At 51.0% G+C, this 17,435-nt stretch carries 14 protein-coding genes; 6 read left to right on the top strand and 8 right to left on the bottom strand.

Annotation, left to right across the window (positions count from 1 at the left end; all coding sequences use genetic code 11):
- Positions 1–3: 3 nt before the first annotated feature.
- Genes ACK8NJ_RS15935 through cecR form a run of 4 tightly spaced genes read right to left on the bottom strand, consistent with a single transcriptional unit; the run spans position 4 to position 4,528 of the window.
- Positions 4–1,137, bottom strand: a complete 1,134-nt coding sequence (locus tag ACK8NJ_RS15935) for an ABC transporter permease (protein WP_000070131.1) — start codon at positions 1,135–1,137, stop codon at positions 4–6.
- Complete coding sequence (locus ACK8NJ_RS15930) at positions 1,130–2,866, bottom strand: ATP-binding cassette domain-containing protein (protein WP_024216620.1); 1,737 nt, start codon at positions 2,864–2,866, stop codon at positions 1,130–1,132. The genes ACK8NJ_RS15935 and ACK8NJ_RS15930 overlap by 8 nt, the downstream gene beginning before the upstream one ends.
- Positions 2,859–3,854, bottom strand: coding sequence for a secretion protein HlyD (gene hlyD, locus ACK8NJ_RS15925; protein WP_131199705.1), 996 nt, complete (start codon positions 3,852–3,854; stop codon positions 2,859–2,861). Before hlyD ends, ACK8NJ_RS15930 begins: the two co-directional genes overlap by 8 nt.
- A 2-nt stretch (positions 3,855–3,856) precedes the next feature.
- Positions 3,857–4,528 (bottom strand): DNA-binding transcriptional regulator CecR, encoded by a 672-nt coding sequence (gene cecR / locus ACK8NJ_RS15920; protein WP_001296991.1) that lies wholly within the window; start codon positions 4,526–4,528, stop codon positions 3,857–3,859.
- Positions 4,529–4,756: 228 nt separating this feature from the next.
- On the opposite strand from cecR, the gene rhlE reads away from it, so the two are divergent.
- The 6 genes from rhlE (at position 4,757) to ybiE (ending at position 13,514) form a co-directional block, all read left to right on the top strand.
- Positions 4,757–6,118: an ATP-dependent RNA helicase RhlE gene (rhlE, locus tag ACK8NJ_RS15915; RefSeq protein ID WP_000007113.1), complete on the top strand. Its 1,362-nt coding sequence runs from the start codon at positions 4,757–4,759 to the stop codon at positions 6,116–6,118.
- Positions 6,119–6,725: 607 nt separating this feature from the next.
- On the top strand, positions 6,726–8,738 hold the full coding sequence (locus ACK8NJ_RS15910; RefSeq protein ID WP_411961788.1) for a type III effector: 2,013 nt from the start codon (positions 6,726–6,728) through the stop codon (positions 8,736–8,738).
- A gap of 283 nt (positions 8,739–9,021) precedes the next feature.
- Complete coding sequence (gene dinG / locus ACK8NJ_RS15905) at positions 9,022–11,172, top strand: ATP-dependent DNA helicase DinG (RefSeq protein WP_411961787.1); 2,151 nt, start codon at positions 9,022–9,024, stop codon at positions 11,170–11,172.
- Between the two features lie 27 nt (positions 11,173–11,199).
- Positions 11,200–12,162: a DNA-binding protein YbiB gene (gene ybiB / locus ACK8NJ_RS15900; RefSeq protein ID WP_411961786.1), complete on the top strand. Its 963-nt coding sequence runs from the start codon at positions 11,200–11,202 to the stop codon at positions 12,160–12,162.
- Positions 12,163–12,302: 140 nt separating this feature from the next.
- Complete coding sequence (hcxB, locus tag ACK8NJ_RS15895; protein WP_411961785.1) at positions 12,303–13,388, top strand: hydroxycarboxylate dehydrogenase HcXB; 1,086 nt, start codon at positions 12,303–12,305, stop codon at positions 13,386–13,388.
- Between the two features lie 66 nt (positions 13,389–13,454).
- A complete protein-coding gene (ybiE, locus tag ACK8NJ_RS15890) occupies positions 13,455–13,514 on the top strand; it encodes a hypothetical protein (protein WP_212734104.1) in 60 nt (19 codons plus the stop codon).
- 13 nt (positions 13,515–13,527) lie between these two features.
- On the opposite strand, the gene ybiJ is transcribed toward ybiE, so the two are convergent.
- From ybiJ to ACK8NJ_RS15870, 4 genes are all read right to left on the bottom strand, one after another.
- A complete protein-coding gene (gene ybiJ / locus ACK8NJ_RS15885) occupies positions 13,528–13,788 on the bottom strand; it encodes a DUF1471 family protein YbiJ (RefSeq protein WP_000849301.1) in 261 nt (86 codons plus the stop codon).
- A 264-nt stretch (positions 13,789–14,052) separates the two neighbouring features.
- Positions 14,053–14,319: a C4-type zinc finger protein YbiI gene (ybiI, locus tag ACK8NJ_RS15880; RefSeq protein ID WP_000146357.1), complete on the bottom strand. Its 267-nt coding sequence runs from the start codon at positions 14,317–14,319 to the stop codon at positions 14,053–14,055.
- A gap of 73 nt (positions 14,320–14,392) precedes the next feature.
- Positions 14,393–15,070 (bottom strand): PKHD-type hydroxylase YbiX, encoded by a 678-nt coding sequence (gene ybiX, locus ACK8NJ_RS15875; RefSeq protein ID WP_000990177.1) that lies wholly within the window; start codon positions 15,068–15,070, stop codon positions 14,393–14,395.
- A 41-nt stretch (positions 15,071–15,111) separates the two neighbouring features.
- A complete protein-coding gene (locus ACK8NJ_RS15870) occupies positions 15,112–17,394 on the bottom strand; it encodes a catecholate siderophore receptor Fiu (RefSeq protein WP_000429996.1) in 2,283 nt (760 codons plus the stop codon).
- Between the last annotated feature and the right edge of the window lie 41 nt (positions 17,395–17,435).

Raw genomic sequence — 17,435 nt, 5'->3', positions numbered from 1 at the left:
TCCCTAATCCAGCCGACGTTTGGTTTTCAGCCACGTCAGGCCGATAAACATCACCGCCGAAGCGATCAAAAACAGCACGTTTACCACCAGCACCACTGGAATATTCCCGGCGAGGAACAGGCTTTGCAGGGTGCTGACGAAATAACGAGCGGGAATAATGTACGTCACCGCGCGGATCACCGCGGGCATACTGTCGATTTGAAAAATAAAGCCGGAAAGCATAATCGACGGCAGAAAAGCGGCGTTCAGGGCGACCTGAGCGGCATTGAACTGGTTGCGGGTAATTGTGGAAATCAGCAGCCCCATCCCCAGGGTACTGAGTAAAAACAGGCTGGAGATAAAAAACAGAATCAGCAGCGAACCGCGATACGGCACGCCGAGAATAAACACCGACACCAGCATACACAGCAACATCGCCAGCATCCCGAGAAAATAATAAGGGATCAGCTTACACAGTAGCAGTTCCGTGCGGGTAATCTCCGTAGAGAGCAGAGCCTCCATGGTGCCGCGTTCCCATTCTCGCGCCACCACCAGCGAGGTGAGAATCGCGCCGATGACCGTCATGATAATGGTCACCGCACCCGGGATAATAAAGTGCTGGCTTATCGCCGCCGGGTTAAACCAGTAGCGGGTTTGTACATCAATAAGCGGTTCAAAAGTCTGCCCGTTGTCCTCCGCTCGCTGCATTTGCCAGATCTGCCAGATCCCTTCGACATACCCCTGCACAAAGTTAGCGGTATTCGGCTCACTGCCGTCGGTGATCACCTGAATCGGTGCGGTGGCGTTGGCGCGCTCCATCTGTTCGGCGAAATCCACGGGAATAACCACCAGACCGCGAATTTTCCCCGCCTGCATTTTGGCGATCAGTTCCTGACGGTTATCGCTGATGGTGGCGTCGATGTAGGGCGAACCTGTCATGGTGTGGGTGAAATCCAGCGCCGCTTCGCTACGCTGTTCCAGCAATATCCCGACCCGCAGCTTGCTGGAGTCGAGGTTAATGCCGTAGCCAAAAATAAACAGCAGCAGCAGAGGGATCACTACCGCAATCAGCCAGCTACTCGGATCGCGAACGATCTGCCGTGTCTCTTTGACGCACAGCGCCCGCACGCGACGCCAGGACAGGATCGGATTACTCATTGCTATGCTCCTTATCCCAGTCGTGGATCAACTGAATAAAGGCTTGCTCCATAGTGGGATCGGGTTGCTCATCGTTGGCCGACTGCGCTTTCAAATCGTCCGGTGTGCCGCTGGCGATTAATTTCCCGCGGTACACCAGGCCGATGCGGTCGCAATATTCCGCTTCATCCATAAAGTGGGTGGTGACCATCACCGTGACGCCTTTCTCTACCATACTGTTGATATGTAGCCAAAATTCACGGCGGGTGAGGGGATCAACGCCGGACGTCGGTTCGTCGAGAAACAGAATGTCCGGTTCATGCATCAGCGAGCAGGCCAGTGCCAGCCGCTGTTTAAAACCTAATGGCAGTTCATCGGTGGCGTGTGAGGCAATACTTTTCAGGCCGAACGCCTCGCTCATACGGGAGATTTTTTCGTTCTGCGCCCGACCGCGTAAGCCATACACACCAGAGAAAAAGCGTAAATTCTGTTCGACCGTCAGGTTGCCGTAGAGCGAAAATTTTTGCGCCATATAGCCGAGATGCTGGCGCGCTTTACCGGAACTCTCTTTCAGATCCATGCCCAGCACCAGCGCCTGGCCAGAGGTCGGTACCAGCAAACCGCACATCATCTTAAAGGTGGTCGATTTACCCGCGCCGTTTGGTCCCAGCAAACCAAAAATCTCCCCGCGTTTAACGGCAAAGTTGACGTGATCGGTGGCGGCAAAATCACCAAATTTCTTGGTTAGTTCCTTCGCTTCGATCACCGTCTCGCCGGGTGTGCCTTCTACCGTATGTAATATTGCGCCCAGCGGCGATTCTGAGGTTCCGGCACCGCCCAGCAAATCAATAAACGCATCTTCAAAACGCGGCGTAGTTTCGTTGATGTTGATTTCCGGCATCCCGTCCGCATGGCGAATATCGTCTGGTGTGGCCTCTTTTTTGAGGATCAGACGTACCGATTTCCCCTGAATCATGCCGTCGCTGACCTGCGGCAGTTTCAAGGCGCGTTGCAACAGTTTGCGGTTGCCCTCGTGCGGGCTGGTCATCAGAAAGCTGCGTCCGGCCATGGTTTGTGTCAGGGCCGTCGGTTCTCCCTGGTACAACAATTCACCTTCGTTCATCAGTAACACGTCACGGCACTGCTCGGCTTCGTCGAGATACGAGGTACTCCAGAGGATTAACATCCCTTCGCCCGCCAGCTCATGAACCATCTGCCACAGTTCACGCCGTGAGATAGGGTCAACGCCGACGCCGGGTTCATCGAGCAGCAACACTTTCGGTTCGCCCACCAGGGTACAGGCCAGGCCAAGTTTTTGTTTCATCCCACCGGAGAGCTTGCCCGCCAGGCGTCCGGTAAACGGGCCAAGAGACGTAAACTCCAGCAGGCGAGCAAAAGTTTGCTTCCGTGCCTCGCCGGTGACGCTGCGCAAATCTGCGTACAGATTGAGATTCTCCATCACCGTGAGATCTTCATACAGACCGAATTTCTGCGGCATATAGCCGAGCACGGCGTGCAGCGCGCCGTCGTTTTTGATCGGATCAAAGCCAATCACCGTGGCATTGCCGCTGTCGGGTTTCAGTAATCCCGCCAGCATCCGCATTAGCGTGGTTTTACCTGCACCGTCCGGCCCTACCAGCCCCGTCACATAACCGGCATGAATGGTGCAATCGAGCGGCGCGACGGCGGGCTTGTCCATGCCCGGAAAGCGTTTTTCCAGGCCGTTCAGCGTGATAACGGCATCATTCATGTCCTGCCTCGTCACCGAATTGTACCGTCACTGGCATTCCCTGGCGTAACGCATCATCGGCGTCGGTCACCACAATACGCAGGCGATAGACGAGGTCGGTACGCAGATCCGGCGTTTCGACGGTTTTCGGGGTAAATTCAGCAGTCGGTGAAACGAAACCAATCTGCCCGTGATACGGCTTGTCCGGGCGACCATCGGTATAAAGCAGCACTTTGCGCCCCGGCTGGGCCTGGTCAAGATTACGTTCGTCAACATAGGCACGCACCCACACTGGACGTGTTAGCGAGACGGTAAACACCGTGCCACCTTCATTGAGAACCGTGCCTGGCTCCACCGCGCGCGTTAACAGCGTGCCATCAGACGGGGCTATCAACGTTGAGTCCTGCAAATTCAGCTCCGCCTGCGCCAGTTGCGCCTGCGCCTGTTCGAGGCTGGCTTTTGCCTGGGCGATATCCTGTTCGCGGTTACCGGAACGGTACTGACGCAATTTATCCTGTGCCGATTTCAGCGTTGCCTGCGCCTGGTCGCGCGAGGAGCGGGCATTTTCCAGGTCATTTGCCGAAATGGTGCGGCTTTTCCACAGTCCTTGCTGGCGGTTATAGAAGTTCTGCGCATAGTCATAGGCAGCTTGCGCCTGTTTCACCGCTGCGGCGGCCTGAGCGATTTCTTCATCGCGATACCCGGCAAGCATCAGGTCATACTGCGCCTGAGCCACCGAAACGCCCGCTTTCGCCTGCATCAGGGCAATCTCATACGGCTTGTGATCCAGTTCGCCCAGCACCTGGCCCGCTTTGATCGCATCACCTTCGTCCACTGCCAGCGACTCAACGCGCCCCCCAACACGGAAACTAAGATTCACCGTACGAATATCCACGTTGCCATACAGCGTCAGGCCGTTATCCTGGCGGCTTTGATACCACCAGTAGCCTCCGGCAAACACGGCGGCAAGTACTACTACCGCCAGTCCGATCACGACAGGTTTTTTCATCACTACAAACTCCTTTGCGATAATCCTTGCAAAATCAGGTCGATATGACAGGTCACCGTCTGGTTGATCAGTTCGGTCTTTTCTTCATCGAACGCGGTCCAGCCGGTACGTAACAGAATTGTTTCTTTGCCAAGACGAAACGCCAGAATCTCACCAATCAACGCATGGGTATGAAGGATCATGCGGGTATCATTGGCGTCGCAGCCGGTCCAGGCGGCAATCAGGCGTGTAAGGTGGCTGTGTAGCGGACTAATCACCTGTTCGTGCACCAGGTGATAGGCTGCCGTGGGAGAGAGCTGCTCACGGGAGATAAATTTGCTGAGGTTGACAGTGTCATCCTGGGTGAGCAGCTTAATCATGTTCCTGCAGGCGCGAAGGATCAGTTCACGGATGGCAGCCCGATCTGGCTGTGGTTGTGCGAACAAGCGTTCGGCCTCTTCGGCGTGCGGACGGAACTGCTCGCCAATAAAATCGGCAATCCACTGGGCGCAGGCGAGGTACAAATCCTCTTTCGAACCGAAGTAGTAGGTGATGGCAGCGATATTCTGCCCGGCCTGGGCGGCTATCTCGCGGGTGGTGGCGTTCATTCCATATTCACCAAACTGCGCCAGTGCGGCAGCAATCAGCTGTTTTTTCGCCTGTTCACCCTTGATTGTCATGGCAGGATTATTCATCACACAGTCCATTCTTAATCAAATGATTGATTAAGATTATGACTCCATAGGGGAGTTGTCCAGTATGACCAGGAATTTTAGCTACGCCAGTCACAGGGATAATTTATGCGCTGCGTCACAAAAACTGCTACACTCCGCTCCCTCATGACATTGTGGTTTTTGTCATTTTCCTTTTCAGTATCTCCCTGAAAACTACACCGGTAACGGTCGGGGCGGTTCGGAGTAGTTATGTCTTTCGATTCTTTGGGTTTAAGCCCTGATATCCTGCGCGCCGTTGCCGAGCAGGGTTACCGTGAACCCACCCCTATTCAGCAGCAGGCGATCCCTGCGGTGCTGGAAGGCCGCGACCTGATGGCCAGTGCCCAGACCGGTACCGGCAAAACAGCGGGCTTTACGCTGCCGCTGTTGCAACACCTGATCACTCGCCAGCCGCACGCCAAAGGGCGTCGTCCGGTACGTGCGCTCATTCTTACCCCGACCCGTGAACTGGCGGCGCAGATTGGCGAAAACGTCCGTGATTACAGCAAATACCTGAACATTCGTTCGCTGGTGGTGTTTGGCGGTGTCAGCATTAACCCGCAGATGATGAAGTTGCGCGGCGGCGTTGATGTGCTGGTGGCAACGCCGGGACGTCTGCTGGACCTGGAACATCAGAATGCGGTGAAGCTGGATCAGGTTGAAATCCTCGTCCTCGATGAAGCTGACCGCATGCTCGACATGGGCTTTATCCACGATATCCGTCGCGTGTTAACAAAACTACCTGCGAAGCGCCAGAACCTGTTGTTCTCCGCGACCTTCTCTGACGATATTAAAGCTCTGGCGGAAAAACTGTTGCACAACCCGCTGGAAATCGAAGTGGCACGCCGCAATACCGCGTCTGATCAGGTGACCCAGCATGTTCACTTTGTTGATAAGAAACGCAAACGCGAATTGTTGTCGCACATGATTGGGAAAGGGAACTGGCAGCAGGTGCTGGTGTTTACCCGTACCAAACATGGCGCTAACCATCTGGCTGAACAGCTCAATAAAGATGGCATCCGTAGTGCGGCGATCCACGGTAATAAATCGCAAGGTGCGCGTACCCGTGCGCTGGCAGATTTTAAATCGGGCGATATTCGTGTACTGGTGGCAACTGACATCGCTGCGCGCGGTCTGGATATCGAAGAGTTGCCGCACGTCGTCAACTATGAACTGCCAAACGTACCGGAAGATTATGTCCACCGTATCGGGCGTACCGGTCGTGCGGCTGCTACCGGTGAAGCGTTGTCGCTGGTGTGTGTTGATGAACACAAACTGCTGCGTGATATCGAAAAGCTGCTGAAAAAAGAGATCCCGCGCATTGCGATTCCGGGCTATGAGCCGGACCCGTCAATCAAAGCCGAACCGATCCAGAACGGTCGCCAGCAACGTGGCGGCGGTCGTGGACAGGGCGGTGGTCGCGGTCAACAGCAGCCGCGCCGCGCTGAAGGTGGCGCGAAATCTGCGAGCGCGAAACCTGCAGAAAAACCGTCTCGTCGTCTCGGCGATGCCAAACCGGCAGGCGAACAACAACGTCGCCGCCGTCCGCGTAAACCTGCTGCTGCGCAGTAATACCATGTAAGGGCAAAAGCGTATCACCGGCTTTTGCCCTTTATTCAGATAACACGGTCAGACATGCATGTCATGTTTGATTTTATTGTTTTTAATAAATTTGCTTTATGATCTATCTAGTGTATCTAAAATGGCAATGAAATTATTTTTTCTTGCAATTTCACTTATTGTTAATAACATTTGCTGATATTCATAAATAAATTCTGGGAAAGTCTGGAATAAACATGCTATTGCATAAAGTGTTTGTTCATTATCTGGAAAATTATTATGAGATATGTGATTTAGTATTAGCTTGATTCTGTCCCTGATTTTATTATTTTCATTGTCTATAGTGTATCCGACTATCTCCCTAAGCAAAATAAAGTGTGCAGTCGTTTCATTACCATATATCTTTAGCAGTTCCAATAAACTATCAAAAATCGCTCATTTCTGCTTATTGATAGAAAGATTGATCGCCAGTCTGTTTAGAGCGGTGCAGCAGCAAACTTTCACAACCGGTTGATCCTGAGTTTGCAGTACGAAAAGTTAAAAATGAGCGATTTCTGTAAGATTCCCTATTTTGCCAGGCTTATGATTCGCAGATCATTCAAGTGCAAAGGAGCGATGTATGGATTGTTCAAAATGCAATGGTTATGCGACGATGTTATTAAATATGGTGCAGGGTTCTGACCCGGTTAATTTACTGGAATTACATGGTTTCCTTGAACATTTCGCATATTATGTTTCATTTGGCAAATTTAATGCTGGCCACCAGCGCTATAATGCATTTAAAAAATTCGTCAGTGAGATTTCGGAGATCAGCGCAAACGATATCAATATGACGATTAAAACCGGGGAATCCAGACATGAAAATGTTATCTCTATAAATATGAATGATGCAATTCCTCGTGATGAAAAAGGGATCACCGTCCGAATAGATAATATTAATGGAAAGAAAAGCAACTCTACTTTGTCAGATGTTTTTATTCCCTATGTAAATACATTTTCCGACCTCAAAAATAAAATACTCAGGATGAAAATTGAACTGACTGAAGGTAGTGGTTTTTCTAAAAGTCTTTCTGACAGTCAGATTGAGATGCATATTCTGAGGAATGTTAATTCGCTAAACGATGGCGAGAAATTGAATGATGATAATCTTGCATATCATTCTATATTCACTAACGAATTCTCTGTTATTATTCCGCCATCCTATTATGATGCGACTTCTGTAGTAAACGCCAATAATGGTGTGAGAGAAAAACTATTTGAAAGTGATAGTAAAGTTAAAGATATCGTCGATGAAATGTCTAATCATGATGTGGAGAGCGAAAAAGATATATTTGTTATCGGAGGAATGATAGAAAAACTGGATTCTCTGGTAGACGAATCTTTCAATGAAAATACTGATAACATACAAACAGTAAAAGATTTGTTAACGCAATTAACTGATGGCATGGAACTCTTCACGCTGCGAGACATAGTGGCATTCCCATCGTCCATAATAGCAAAATTAATAAAATCTCCACTTAATAGCGATCATGAACTTGTTACGCACGCACTGGATACGTATCTGTGCTACTTCAAAAATAAAAATCTGAGTAACGATGCGGAAATAATCAACTTTTTCCATGCTCTCTTTTTAAAGAAACCAGAGTTGATGGTTTCTGAAAATTATAGATTTATTCAATTTATTGATTTGCTTTTTGAAAACGGAAGTGTTGAAGAGAAAAACTTAGCATTTGACCTTTATCACAATTATCTTGCATTACCTGAAATAAAACAATTCGTTACTGCAGAAATAAAATTGAATTTCAATGAGCAGCAAGGATTGTTAGACAAAGATAATAAATGTTATATCCTGTTGTCATCCGATAACTCTGGGCGAGTAATGCGCTTATCGCACCAGACGTTAATCTCAATGCTTGAGCCAGAGGTTAAGAAAAAGACTATCTGGAATAATTACTCTATATATCCATCTTTGCAGGATACCCATGAAGTTGTCAGAGATGATCCAGAAACGATTTGTATGCGTGCATTTCCTTTATTTGCAAAAGGATGGGAATATGCGCAGAAAAATAAGAAACATCAATTGATTCTCAATGCTCTTGGATTGAAAGGTTATATTCGTGATATATTTATGTCAGCAATAATGCGAAAAACAGATTTTGTGCCAGAATCGGATAATCAATCGACAGAATTTAAATCATTATTTTCCTCTTTGATGACCGATTCAGACCAATGGCAACAGCATACTTTGAAAGAAAAACATTACACTAATCTATTAACGATGCTGGATCTCAAAGAGGCCAGTGAAAGTGATAAATCTAAAATATTTTTCTGTCTGTCTGCCATATTTGCAAATATTTCTCACAGTAATGTCTTTAACGGTATTCCTGATGCGTCAAAAACTTTAAAACGTTATGCATTTGCTTTATTGGCGAAAGCTTATTCTTTAGATGAAAGTATGATAAGCAGTCAAACTTTTAATACATACAAAACGGTATTGCTTGATTTCAATAATCTGTCTAATGAAGAGGCCAACCAGTTGCGTATAAGTTCGTTATATCGTGATATGGTCCGCTACGCACAATATCGTTTTTCTAAAGTTTTATCCGAGTGGACGCCAGACGCATGGCTGTAAAGATCGCAGCAGGATAATGGCATTGATGGCCCTGGCTCAGGCCAGGGCGGTCAATACCGGCACCTGCGAAGCGATGACGGCGGCAAGTGTAACCACGAAATGCGGTATCACTTGCTGTTTTCTGCCCTGAAGACTGGCGCTCACTGTGCCGTCGAACTTTCAATCAAATATATTGCGAGAGGGCGTCTTTGCGAGCCGCTTTCCAGAAACAGAAAAACCATTACCCCTGAAAACCGAAAAATGCCACAATATTGGCTGTTTATACAGTATTTCAGGTTTTCTCATGGCATTAACCGCCGCGCTTAAAGCGCAAATTGCCGCCTGGTATAAGGCGCTTCAGGAACAGATCCCCGACTTTATTCCCCGTGCGCCGCAGCGGCAGATGATTGCGGACGTCGCCAAAACGCTGGCCGGAGAAGAAGGGCGGCATCTGGCGATTGAAGCCCCCACCGGCGTTGGGAAAACGCTCTCCTATTTGATCCCCGGTATCGCCATTGCCCGCGAAGAGCAAAAAACGCTGGTGGTGAGTACCGCCAACGTAGCATTGCAGGATCAGATCTACAGCAAAGATTTGCCACTGCTGAAAAAGATCATTCCCGATCTTAAATTCACTGCCGCTTTTGGGCGTGGGCGCTACGTTTGCCCGCGTAATCTGACGGCGCTTGCCAGCACTGAGCCCACGCAACAGGATCTGCTGGCGTTTCTTGACGACGAGCTGACGCCGAACAATCAGGAAGAGCAAAAGCGTTGTGCAAAGTTGAAGGGCGATCTCGACACTTATAAATGGGATGGTCTGCGCGATCATACTGATATCGCTATAGATGACGATCTCTGGCGTCGTTTAAGTACCGACAAAGCCAGCTGCCTCAACCGCAACTGTTACTACTATCGTGAATGCCCGTTTTTTGTTGCTCGTCGGGAGATTCAGGAAGCGGAAGTGGTGGTGGCAAACCATGCGCTGGTGATGGCGGCGATGGAAAGCGAAGCCGTATTGCCTGACCCGAAAAATTTACTGCTGGTGCTGGACGAAGGCCATCACCTGCCAGATGTGGCGCGGGATGCGCTGGAGATGAGTGCCGAAATCACCGCGCCCTGGTATCGACTACAGCTGGACTTGTTCACGAAACTGGTCGCTACCTGCATGGAGCAGTTTCGCCCGAAGACCATCCCGCCGCTGGCGATCCCTGAACGTTTGAATGCGCATTGTGAAGAGTTGTATGAGCTTATCGCCACGTTAAACAACATTCTCAATCTCTACATGCCTGCCGGGCAGGAGGCAGAGCACCGTTTTGCGATGGGCGAACTGCCAGATGAAGTGCTGGAGATCTGCCAGCGGCTGGCAAAACTCACCGAGATGCTGCGTGGCCTGGCTGAGTTATTTCTTAACGATTTAAGTGAGAAAACCGGCAGCCATGACATTGTACGTCTGCATCGGTTGATTTTGCAGATGAACCGCGCGTTGGGGATGTTCGAGGCGCAAAGCAAACTCTGGCGGCTGGCGTCTCTGGCGCAATCTTCCGGTGCGCCGGTGACCAAATGGGCGACGCGGGAAGAGCGCGAAGGGCAACTGCATCTCTGGTTTCACTGCGTGGGGATACGTGTCAGCGATCAGCTGGAAAGGCTGCTGTGGCGCAGTATTCCGCACATTATTGTCACTTCCGCGACCTTACGTTCGCTGAACAGTTTTTCGCGTTTGCAGGAGATGAGCGGGCTGAAAGAGAAAGCGGGCGACCGTTTTGTGGCGCTGGATTCCCCCTTCAACCATTGCGAACAGGGCAAAATTGTTATTCCCCGGATGCGCGTTGAGCCTTCCATCGACAACGAAGAGCAGCATATTGCCGAAATGGCGGCCTTTTTCCGTGAGCAGGTGGAGAGCAAAAAACATCTCGGTATGTTAGTACTGTTTGCCAGCGGACGGGCGATGCAGCGCTTTCTCGACTATGTGACGGATTTACGCCTGATGTTGCTGGTGCAGGGCGATCAGCCGCGTTATCGCTTAGTTGAACTGCACCGCAAACGCGTTGCCAACGGTGAGCGTAGTGTGCTGGTGGGCTTACAGTCCTTTGCCGAAGGGCTTGATTTGAAAGGTGATCTGCTCAGCCAGGTGCATATCCACAAAATCGCTTTTCCGCCCATCGACAGCCCGGTGGTGATCACCGAAGGGGAATGGCTGAAAAGCCTCAACCGCTATCCGTTTGAGGTGCAAAGCCTGCCGAGCGCCTCGTTTAACCTGATTCAGCAGGTTGGGCGACTGATTCGAAGCCACGGTTGCTGGGGCGAAGTGGTGATTTACGATAAACGCTTGCTCACCAAAAACTACGGCAAGCGGCTACTGGATGCATTACCGGTATTTCCGATAGAGCAACCGGAAGTCCCTGAAGGTATAGTTAAAAAGAAAGAAAAAACGAAATCCCCACGCCGTCGGCGGCGTTAATGATGTGAGTCAGGTAAGGAGTCGTAAATGGACTATCGCAAAATCATTAAAGAGATCGGGCGCGGGAAAAACCACGCGCGCGATTTAGATCGGGATACTGCGCGCGGTCTGTATGCCCATATGCTCAATGGTGAAGTCCCTGACCTTGAGTTGGGCGGCGTATTGATTGCGCTGCGTATCAAAGGGGAAGGGGAAGCAGAGATGCTCGGCTTTTACGAAGCCATGCAAAATCACACCATCAAGCTGACGCCGCCTGCAGACAAGCCGATGCCGATTGTCATCCCCAGTTACAACGGCGCGCGTAAACAGGCCAACCTGACGCCGTTGTTGGCGATTCTCCTGCACAAACTCGGTTTTCCTGTGGTGGTTCACGGGGTTAGCGAAGATCCAACCCGCGTGCTGACAGAAACCATTTTCGAACTGATGGGTATTACGCCAACGTTGCACGGCGGGCAGGCGCAGGCGAAGCTCGACGAACATCAACCGGTGTTTATGCCTGTCGGCGCGTTTTGCCCGCCGCTGGAAAAACAACTGGCGATGCGCTGGCGGATGGGCGTGCGTAACAGTGCACATACCCTGGCGAAACTGGCGACGCCATTTGCCGAAGGTGAGGCACTGCGTCTTTCCAGCGTTTCGCATCCGGAATACATTGGACGCGTCGCGAAGTTCTTTAGCGATATCGGCGGGCGGGCGCTACTAATGCATGGTACTGAAGGCGAAGTGTATGCTAATCCGCAGCGCTGCCCGCAGATCAATCTCATTGACCGTGAAGGGATGCGGGTGCTGTATGAAAAACAGGACCCTGCTGGTAGCGAGTTACTGCCACAAGCAAAAGATCCGGAAACCACGTCGCAGTGGATTGAGCGTTGCCTGGCTGGCAGCGAACCGATTCCCGAATCGCTGAAAATCCAGATGGCTTGCTGCCTGGTGGCTACGGGGGAAGCGGCAACTATCAGCGATGGCCTGGCGCGCGTTAATCAGGCATTTTAATTTTTATCTCAGCCGGATGAGCCACGTCATCCGGCTTTTACCCCACCGCAATATGAAATTCCTGCATCTTTATTGACCTTCCCGCGCCCGGCGTGCAGCATAAAAAAACAACAAACACATAACATAAACAGGAGTTAACCATGGAAAGTGGTCATCGCTTTGATGCTCAGACGTTGCACAGTTTTATTCAGGCTGTATTTCGTCAGATGGGTAGCGAGGAACAAGAAGCGAAATTAGTTGCAGATCATTTAATCGCGGCAAACCATGCAGGGCATGATTCACATGGTATTGGCATGATCCCAAGCTATGTGCGTTCCTGGAGTCAGGGGCATCTGCAAATTAACCATCATGCCAAAATCGTTAAAGAGGCGGGGGCGGCGGTCACGCTCGATGGCGATCGCGCATTTGGTCAGGTCGCGGCACATGAAGCGATGGCGCTGGGGATTGAGAAAGCGCATCAGCACGGTATTGCTGCCGTGGCGCTACATAACTCGCATCATATCGGCCGTATCGGTTACTGGGCGGAGCAGTGTGCAGCGGCGGGGTTTGTCTCTATCCACTTTGTTAGCGTGGTTGGTATTCCAATGGTCGCGCCGTTCCACGGTCGCGACAGCCGCTTTGGCACCAATCCGTTCTGTGTGGTTTTCCCACGTAAAGATGACTTTCCGCTGTTGCTCGATTACGCCACCAGCGCCATTGCATTTGGTAAAACCCGCGTCGCCTGGCATAAAGGCGTCCCCGTGCCGCCAGGTTGCCTGATTGACGTTAACGGCGTGCCGACGACAAATCCGGCGGTAATGCAGGAGTCGCCGTTGGGTTCGCTGTTGACCTTTGCCGAACATAAAGGCTACGCCCTTGCAGCAATGTGTGAAATTCTTGGTGGGGCGCTTTCTGGCGGTAAAACGACGCATCAGGAAACGTTACAAACCAGTCCCGATGCCATTCTTAACTGCATGACCACTATCATCATCAACCCGGAACTGTTCGGCGCGCCGGATTGTAGCGCGCAGACCGAAGCCTTTGCCGAGTGGGTGAAAGCCTCGCCGCATGATGACGATAAGCCGATTTTGCTCCCGGGCGAGTGGGAAGTGAACACGCGTCGCGAACGGCAGGAGCAGGGGATTCCATTGGATGCGGGAAGCTGGCAGGCCATTTGTGATGCGGCGCGAAAGGTTGGTATGCCGGAAGAGACGTTGCAGGCTTTCTGTCAGCAGTTAGCCAGCTAAAAAAAAGCCCGTCCAGTGGCGGACGGGCAAACAAGGGTAACATAGGATCAATGAGGGTTAGAGCATATGCGTCTGTCGGCAAACAGACAGGGAAATACTTGTGCTGAACGTAGCGTAAACGCCTGATCCGGCTTACGAATTACTTATAAATTACCGCAGTACCGCTTAATTTATTGTTGTTGGTGGCAGAAGTGATGCTGTATCCACTGGCACCGGCTGCCGCAGCTTTCTCAGCCAGTTTAGCTTCCAGGGCATCGAGGGTGGATGCGCCATCGGCAGAAACCACGCCGATTTTATTCATGTTCTGTGCCTGGGATGCCGTTACCGGTTCCGCGGCAAACACGCCAAATGACAGAGTTGAAAGAGCCATAGCAGCAACAACAGTATTGATAGTTTTCATAATTAATCTCTCGCAGGTGATTTTTGTATAAGTGACGTTGTTTCGTCGATGTGATGAGTATCACGTTTTTTTTCGAGAGATAAAATCGAAGAGAATTGACCGCCTTGTTCAAATAAATTGATTGATATCTAACATACTGATAATCCATTTATTTGTTGAACTTATGGACTTGTTTTATGCAGCGTGGCAGTCACGACAGCGTTAAAGGCACGGAATGCCACGCAAAATACAAACTATACTCGCTATACATCCCGCCAGTTGTAGTTAACGTAACTGGCTGTCTTTCGAACCTCTGCGATTATATCCTGTATAAGCTGGTTTTTGTAAATCTTTCTCCTGCTGACAATGAATGCATAAGCGCACACCAGGAATGGCTTCCCGACGGGCTTGCGGGATGGGGGCTCCGCACTCTTCACATTCATACAGGCTTTCGCCACGCGGAATTTCACCCCGAGCGCGGGCAATCGCATCTTCAATTGTACTGTTGATCTGTTCGTTGACGGCGTCATCGTTAGCCCAACCGGATGCCATATCGTCCTCCCCATATCAATACTTGTACAGTTAAGTGTAGCTAATATAGGGGCGAACTCGGGCAGTTCAAGCGTCAGATCTCCGACCATTCCCGCAGCAGATTATGATAAAGATTGAGCAGCGACAGGATCTCTTCACTTTCGCCGTAGCGGCTTTTCAGCGACTGAATATTGTTGTCCAGTTCAAACAGCATGGCGCGCTTTTTATCATCACGGATCATCGACTGGATCCACATAAATGATGCCACTCGTACGCCGCGGGTTACGGGTGTCACGCAATGCAAGCTGCTGGAGGGATACAACACCAGATCGCCTGCCGGAAGTTTTACCCGATGTTGCCCGAAGGTGTCATTAACGACCAGTTCGCCGCCATCGTAGCTTTGTGGATCGCTTAAAAACAGCGTGGCAGAAAGGTCAGTGCGCATCCAGCCGTTTTGTGGGTGACTGCGTACTGCGCCATCCACATGAAAACCATAGGTTTCATTGTTCTGATAGCGATTAAACAGCGGCGTGGAAAGGGTACGCGGTAAGGCAGCGGCAAAGAACAAAGCATGTTGGTTAACCGCGTTCAGCACCTCATTTTGCAGGGCAGCGTATAACGTGCTGCGGGTGTCTACCTGTTGATTGTTCTTAACTTGCGCACCTTGTGCGCCGGTGGTGACGCGTCCATCAACCCATTCGGCTTGTTCCAGTTGTTCGCGAAACCGGGCGACGTCCTGTGGCGATAACACGCCGGGAATGTGGTACATCATACAAGCTCTCCAAAAAGTGGGGCCTGCGCCCCACATCTGAATCAGAAATGCATATTGGCCGTGAGCAGGAAGGTTCTTGGCTCGCCCGGGTGATAACGGTAGCCGCTCTTGTTGATTGAGGCGACGTAATCGGTATCAAACAGGTTGTAGACGTTTAGCTGGAAGTCGAGATTGCGATTAACCCGATACCCCAGTTTAGCGTCGGCGACCCAGTAACCTTCGGTAAACGCTGGCGTTCCCACCGCGCCGTCTGAACCTTTGTGCATACTACCGATATAGCGTGCGCCTGCGCCAACAGAGATATCATCGGTTGCCTGATACTGGCTCCATAAGGTAAAGGCGTGCTCCGGGGTATACGGCAGCGATGAGGAACCATCCTGGGCAACATCTTTGCCGTTTTTGATGGTTGCTTTTTGCTGGGTATAGCCGCCAATCACCTGCCACGCGGGAGTGATATTCCCGGCCACGGATATCTCATAGCCTTCGACGCGTTTCTTACCGTATTGCGAGTAAGTTCCGTCATCATTTTGCTCAACTTCATTTTCGATATCAGTACGGAACAGCGCGGCGGTGAGCAACAGGCGTTTATCCAGAACCTGCCATTTGGTGCCAATCTCGCTGGTGTTGGCTTTTTGCGGTTTAAAATCGGTGCGGTTGGCGCTGTTACCGCTGCCAGACTGCGCAAGGGCGAAGTTGTTGCCGCCCGGAGGCTGCTGGGAAACGGCATAGTTAATATAGACATTGCCGTTTTCCGTCAGGTGATACAGCGCCCCGGCTTTCCAGTTCACCAGATTGCCCGACTTAGCGGTATCGACGGTGGTGACCGGAGAACCTTTTGCCACGCCAGCAGGGCAGGTGATGGCACCGCGTCCGCTGCCGCCGCAGGCGGTGGCACTGTCATATTCAGTATGATAATTATCCAGACGGATCCCGCCGTTCAGCTCAAAATCACGGGTGATTTGCAGCGTATCGAAGGCGTAAATTGCGAAGGTATCCGTCTGACCATTGGCGTTTGCGCCGTTGCGCGTCAGGCCGCCGGGATGAATGCTGCTGTCAGGATGATAAATATTTACCGCAGGTAACGTCACCGGATTAACGCCGTAGTTAGTCTGCGTTTCACGGGTAAATTCCACGCCGGTACTGACATCATGACCGATAGAACCGGTATAGAACGTCGAGGTCAGGTTGGTCTGGTTGGTGAGAATTTTATTACTCACATCTTTGGTATTCGCCGTGCGTGACCAGGTCCAGCTATTCACATCGCTGGTGGGCTGGGTAATATTCGACGCCCCGCCCATAATCGCCGTCATCAGGTAATCCTGCTTCACGCGCGACCAACGGGTAGTATTGCGAATGGTGGTGTTATCGTTGATGTCGTGCTCAAAACGCATGGTAGCGGTGTCGGTGGTCGAATCGTCGTAATCGGAATCCGTGCCGTAAAAGTTATGAGTATCAACTTTTCCGGAATGATTCAGGGCCACTGTTCCCGCAGATGGGGCAGAATAGCCCGGCAAACCGATAGTCGGAATGCCACCGTCTGGCGTGTTGTGCTGGGTGACATGCAGATAATTAAGATACAAACGATTCGCTGTACCAAGGCCAAAAGCGACAGAAGGGGCGACGCCGTAACGCTCATTTTTGATTTTGTCGCGTCCGGCATCGTGCGTTTTTTCGCCCATTACATTCAGGCGCACCGCGGTGGTATCACCAATGGCCTGATTGACGTCCAGCGTGCCGCGGCGGAACCAGGCGCTGCCAATACTGGCGGAGGCGTCAATGCCGGAATCATTGCGCGGCTGTTTGCTGATCATATTGATCGAGCCCGTCGGTGCGCTGCGCCCGTAGTCGGTGCCGGACGGCCCTTTAATTACTTCGACCTGCTCGGTATTGAAGGTGTCGCGCGAGACGCTGCCGATATCGCGAATGCCATCGATATAAATACTGTTAGAGGTATCGGCACCGCGCATATAAATGGCGTCGCCAGTGGTGGAGTTACCGTTCTCACCCGCAAAAAACGCACCCACGCCGGGGACGTTTTTGAGCGCGTCGGTAAGGTTGGTTGCGCCCTGATCTTTAATCACTTGTTCAGAAATCACCGTCATCGTGCGGGTAGTATCCGCTACCGGACGCGAGAATTTCGGATCAGCAGATTGTTGTGGCGCATAAAGCGAAGGCGTTGATGCTTCGACAACCAGCGTGTCATCCGCGTTAGCTTGCCCTTCGGCGGCGAGTGCCTGTGCCACAGGCGTAATACCAATACAAAGACCGGCAAAGAACGTGAGCGAATGAAATTGTCTGGCAGGGAAATTGCGATTGTTTTCCATTTTGCAGGTGACTTTTTCTTATATGTTGAAATTTTCACTGA

This window comes from Escherichia sp. F1 (assembly GCF_046764225.1).
Taxonomy (GTDB): domain Bacteria; phylum Pseudomonadota; class Gammaproteobacteria; order Enterobacterales; family Enterobacteriaceae; genus Escherichia; species Escherichia coli.
Note: the sequence above shows the minus strand (reverse complement) of the source record. Positions and strands in the feature narration are given on the sequence as shown.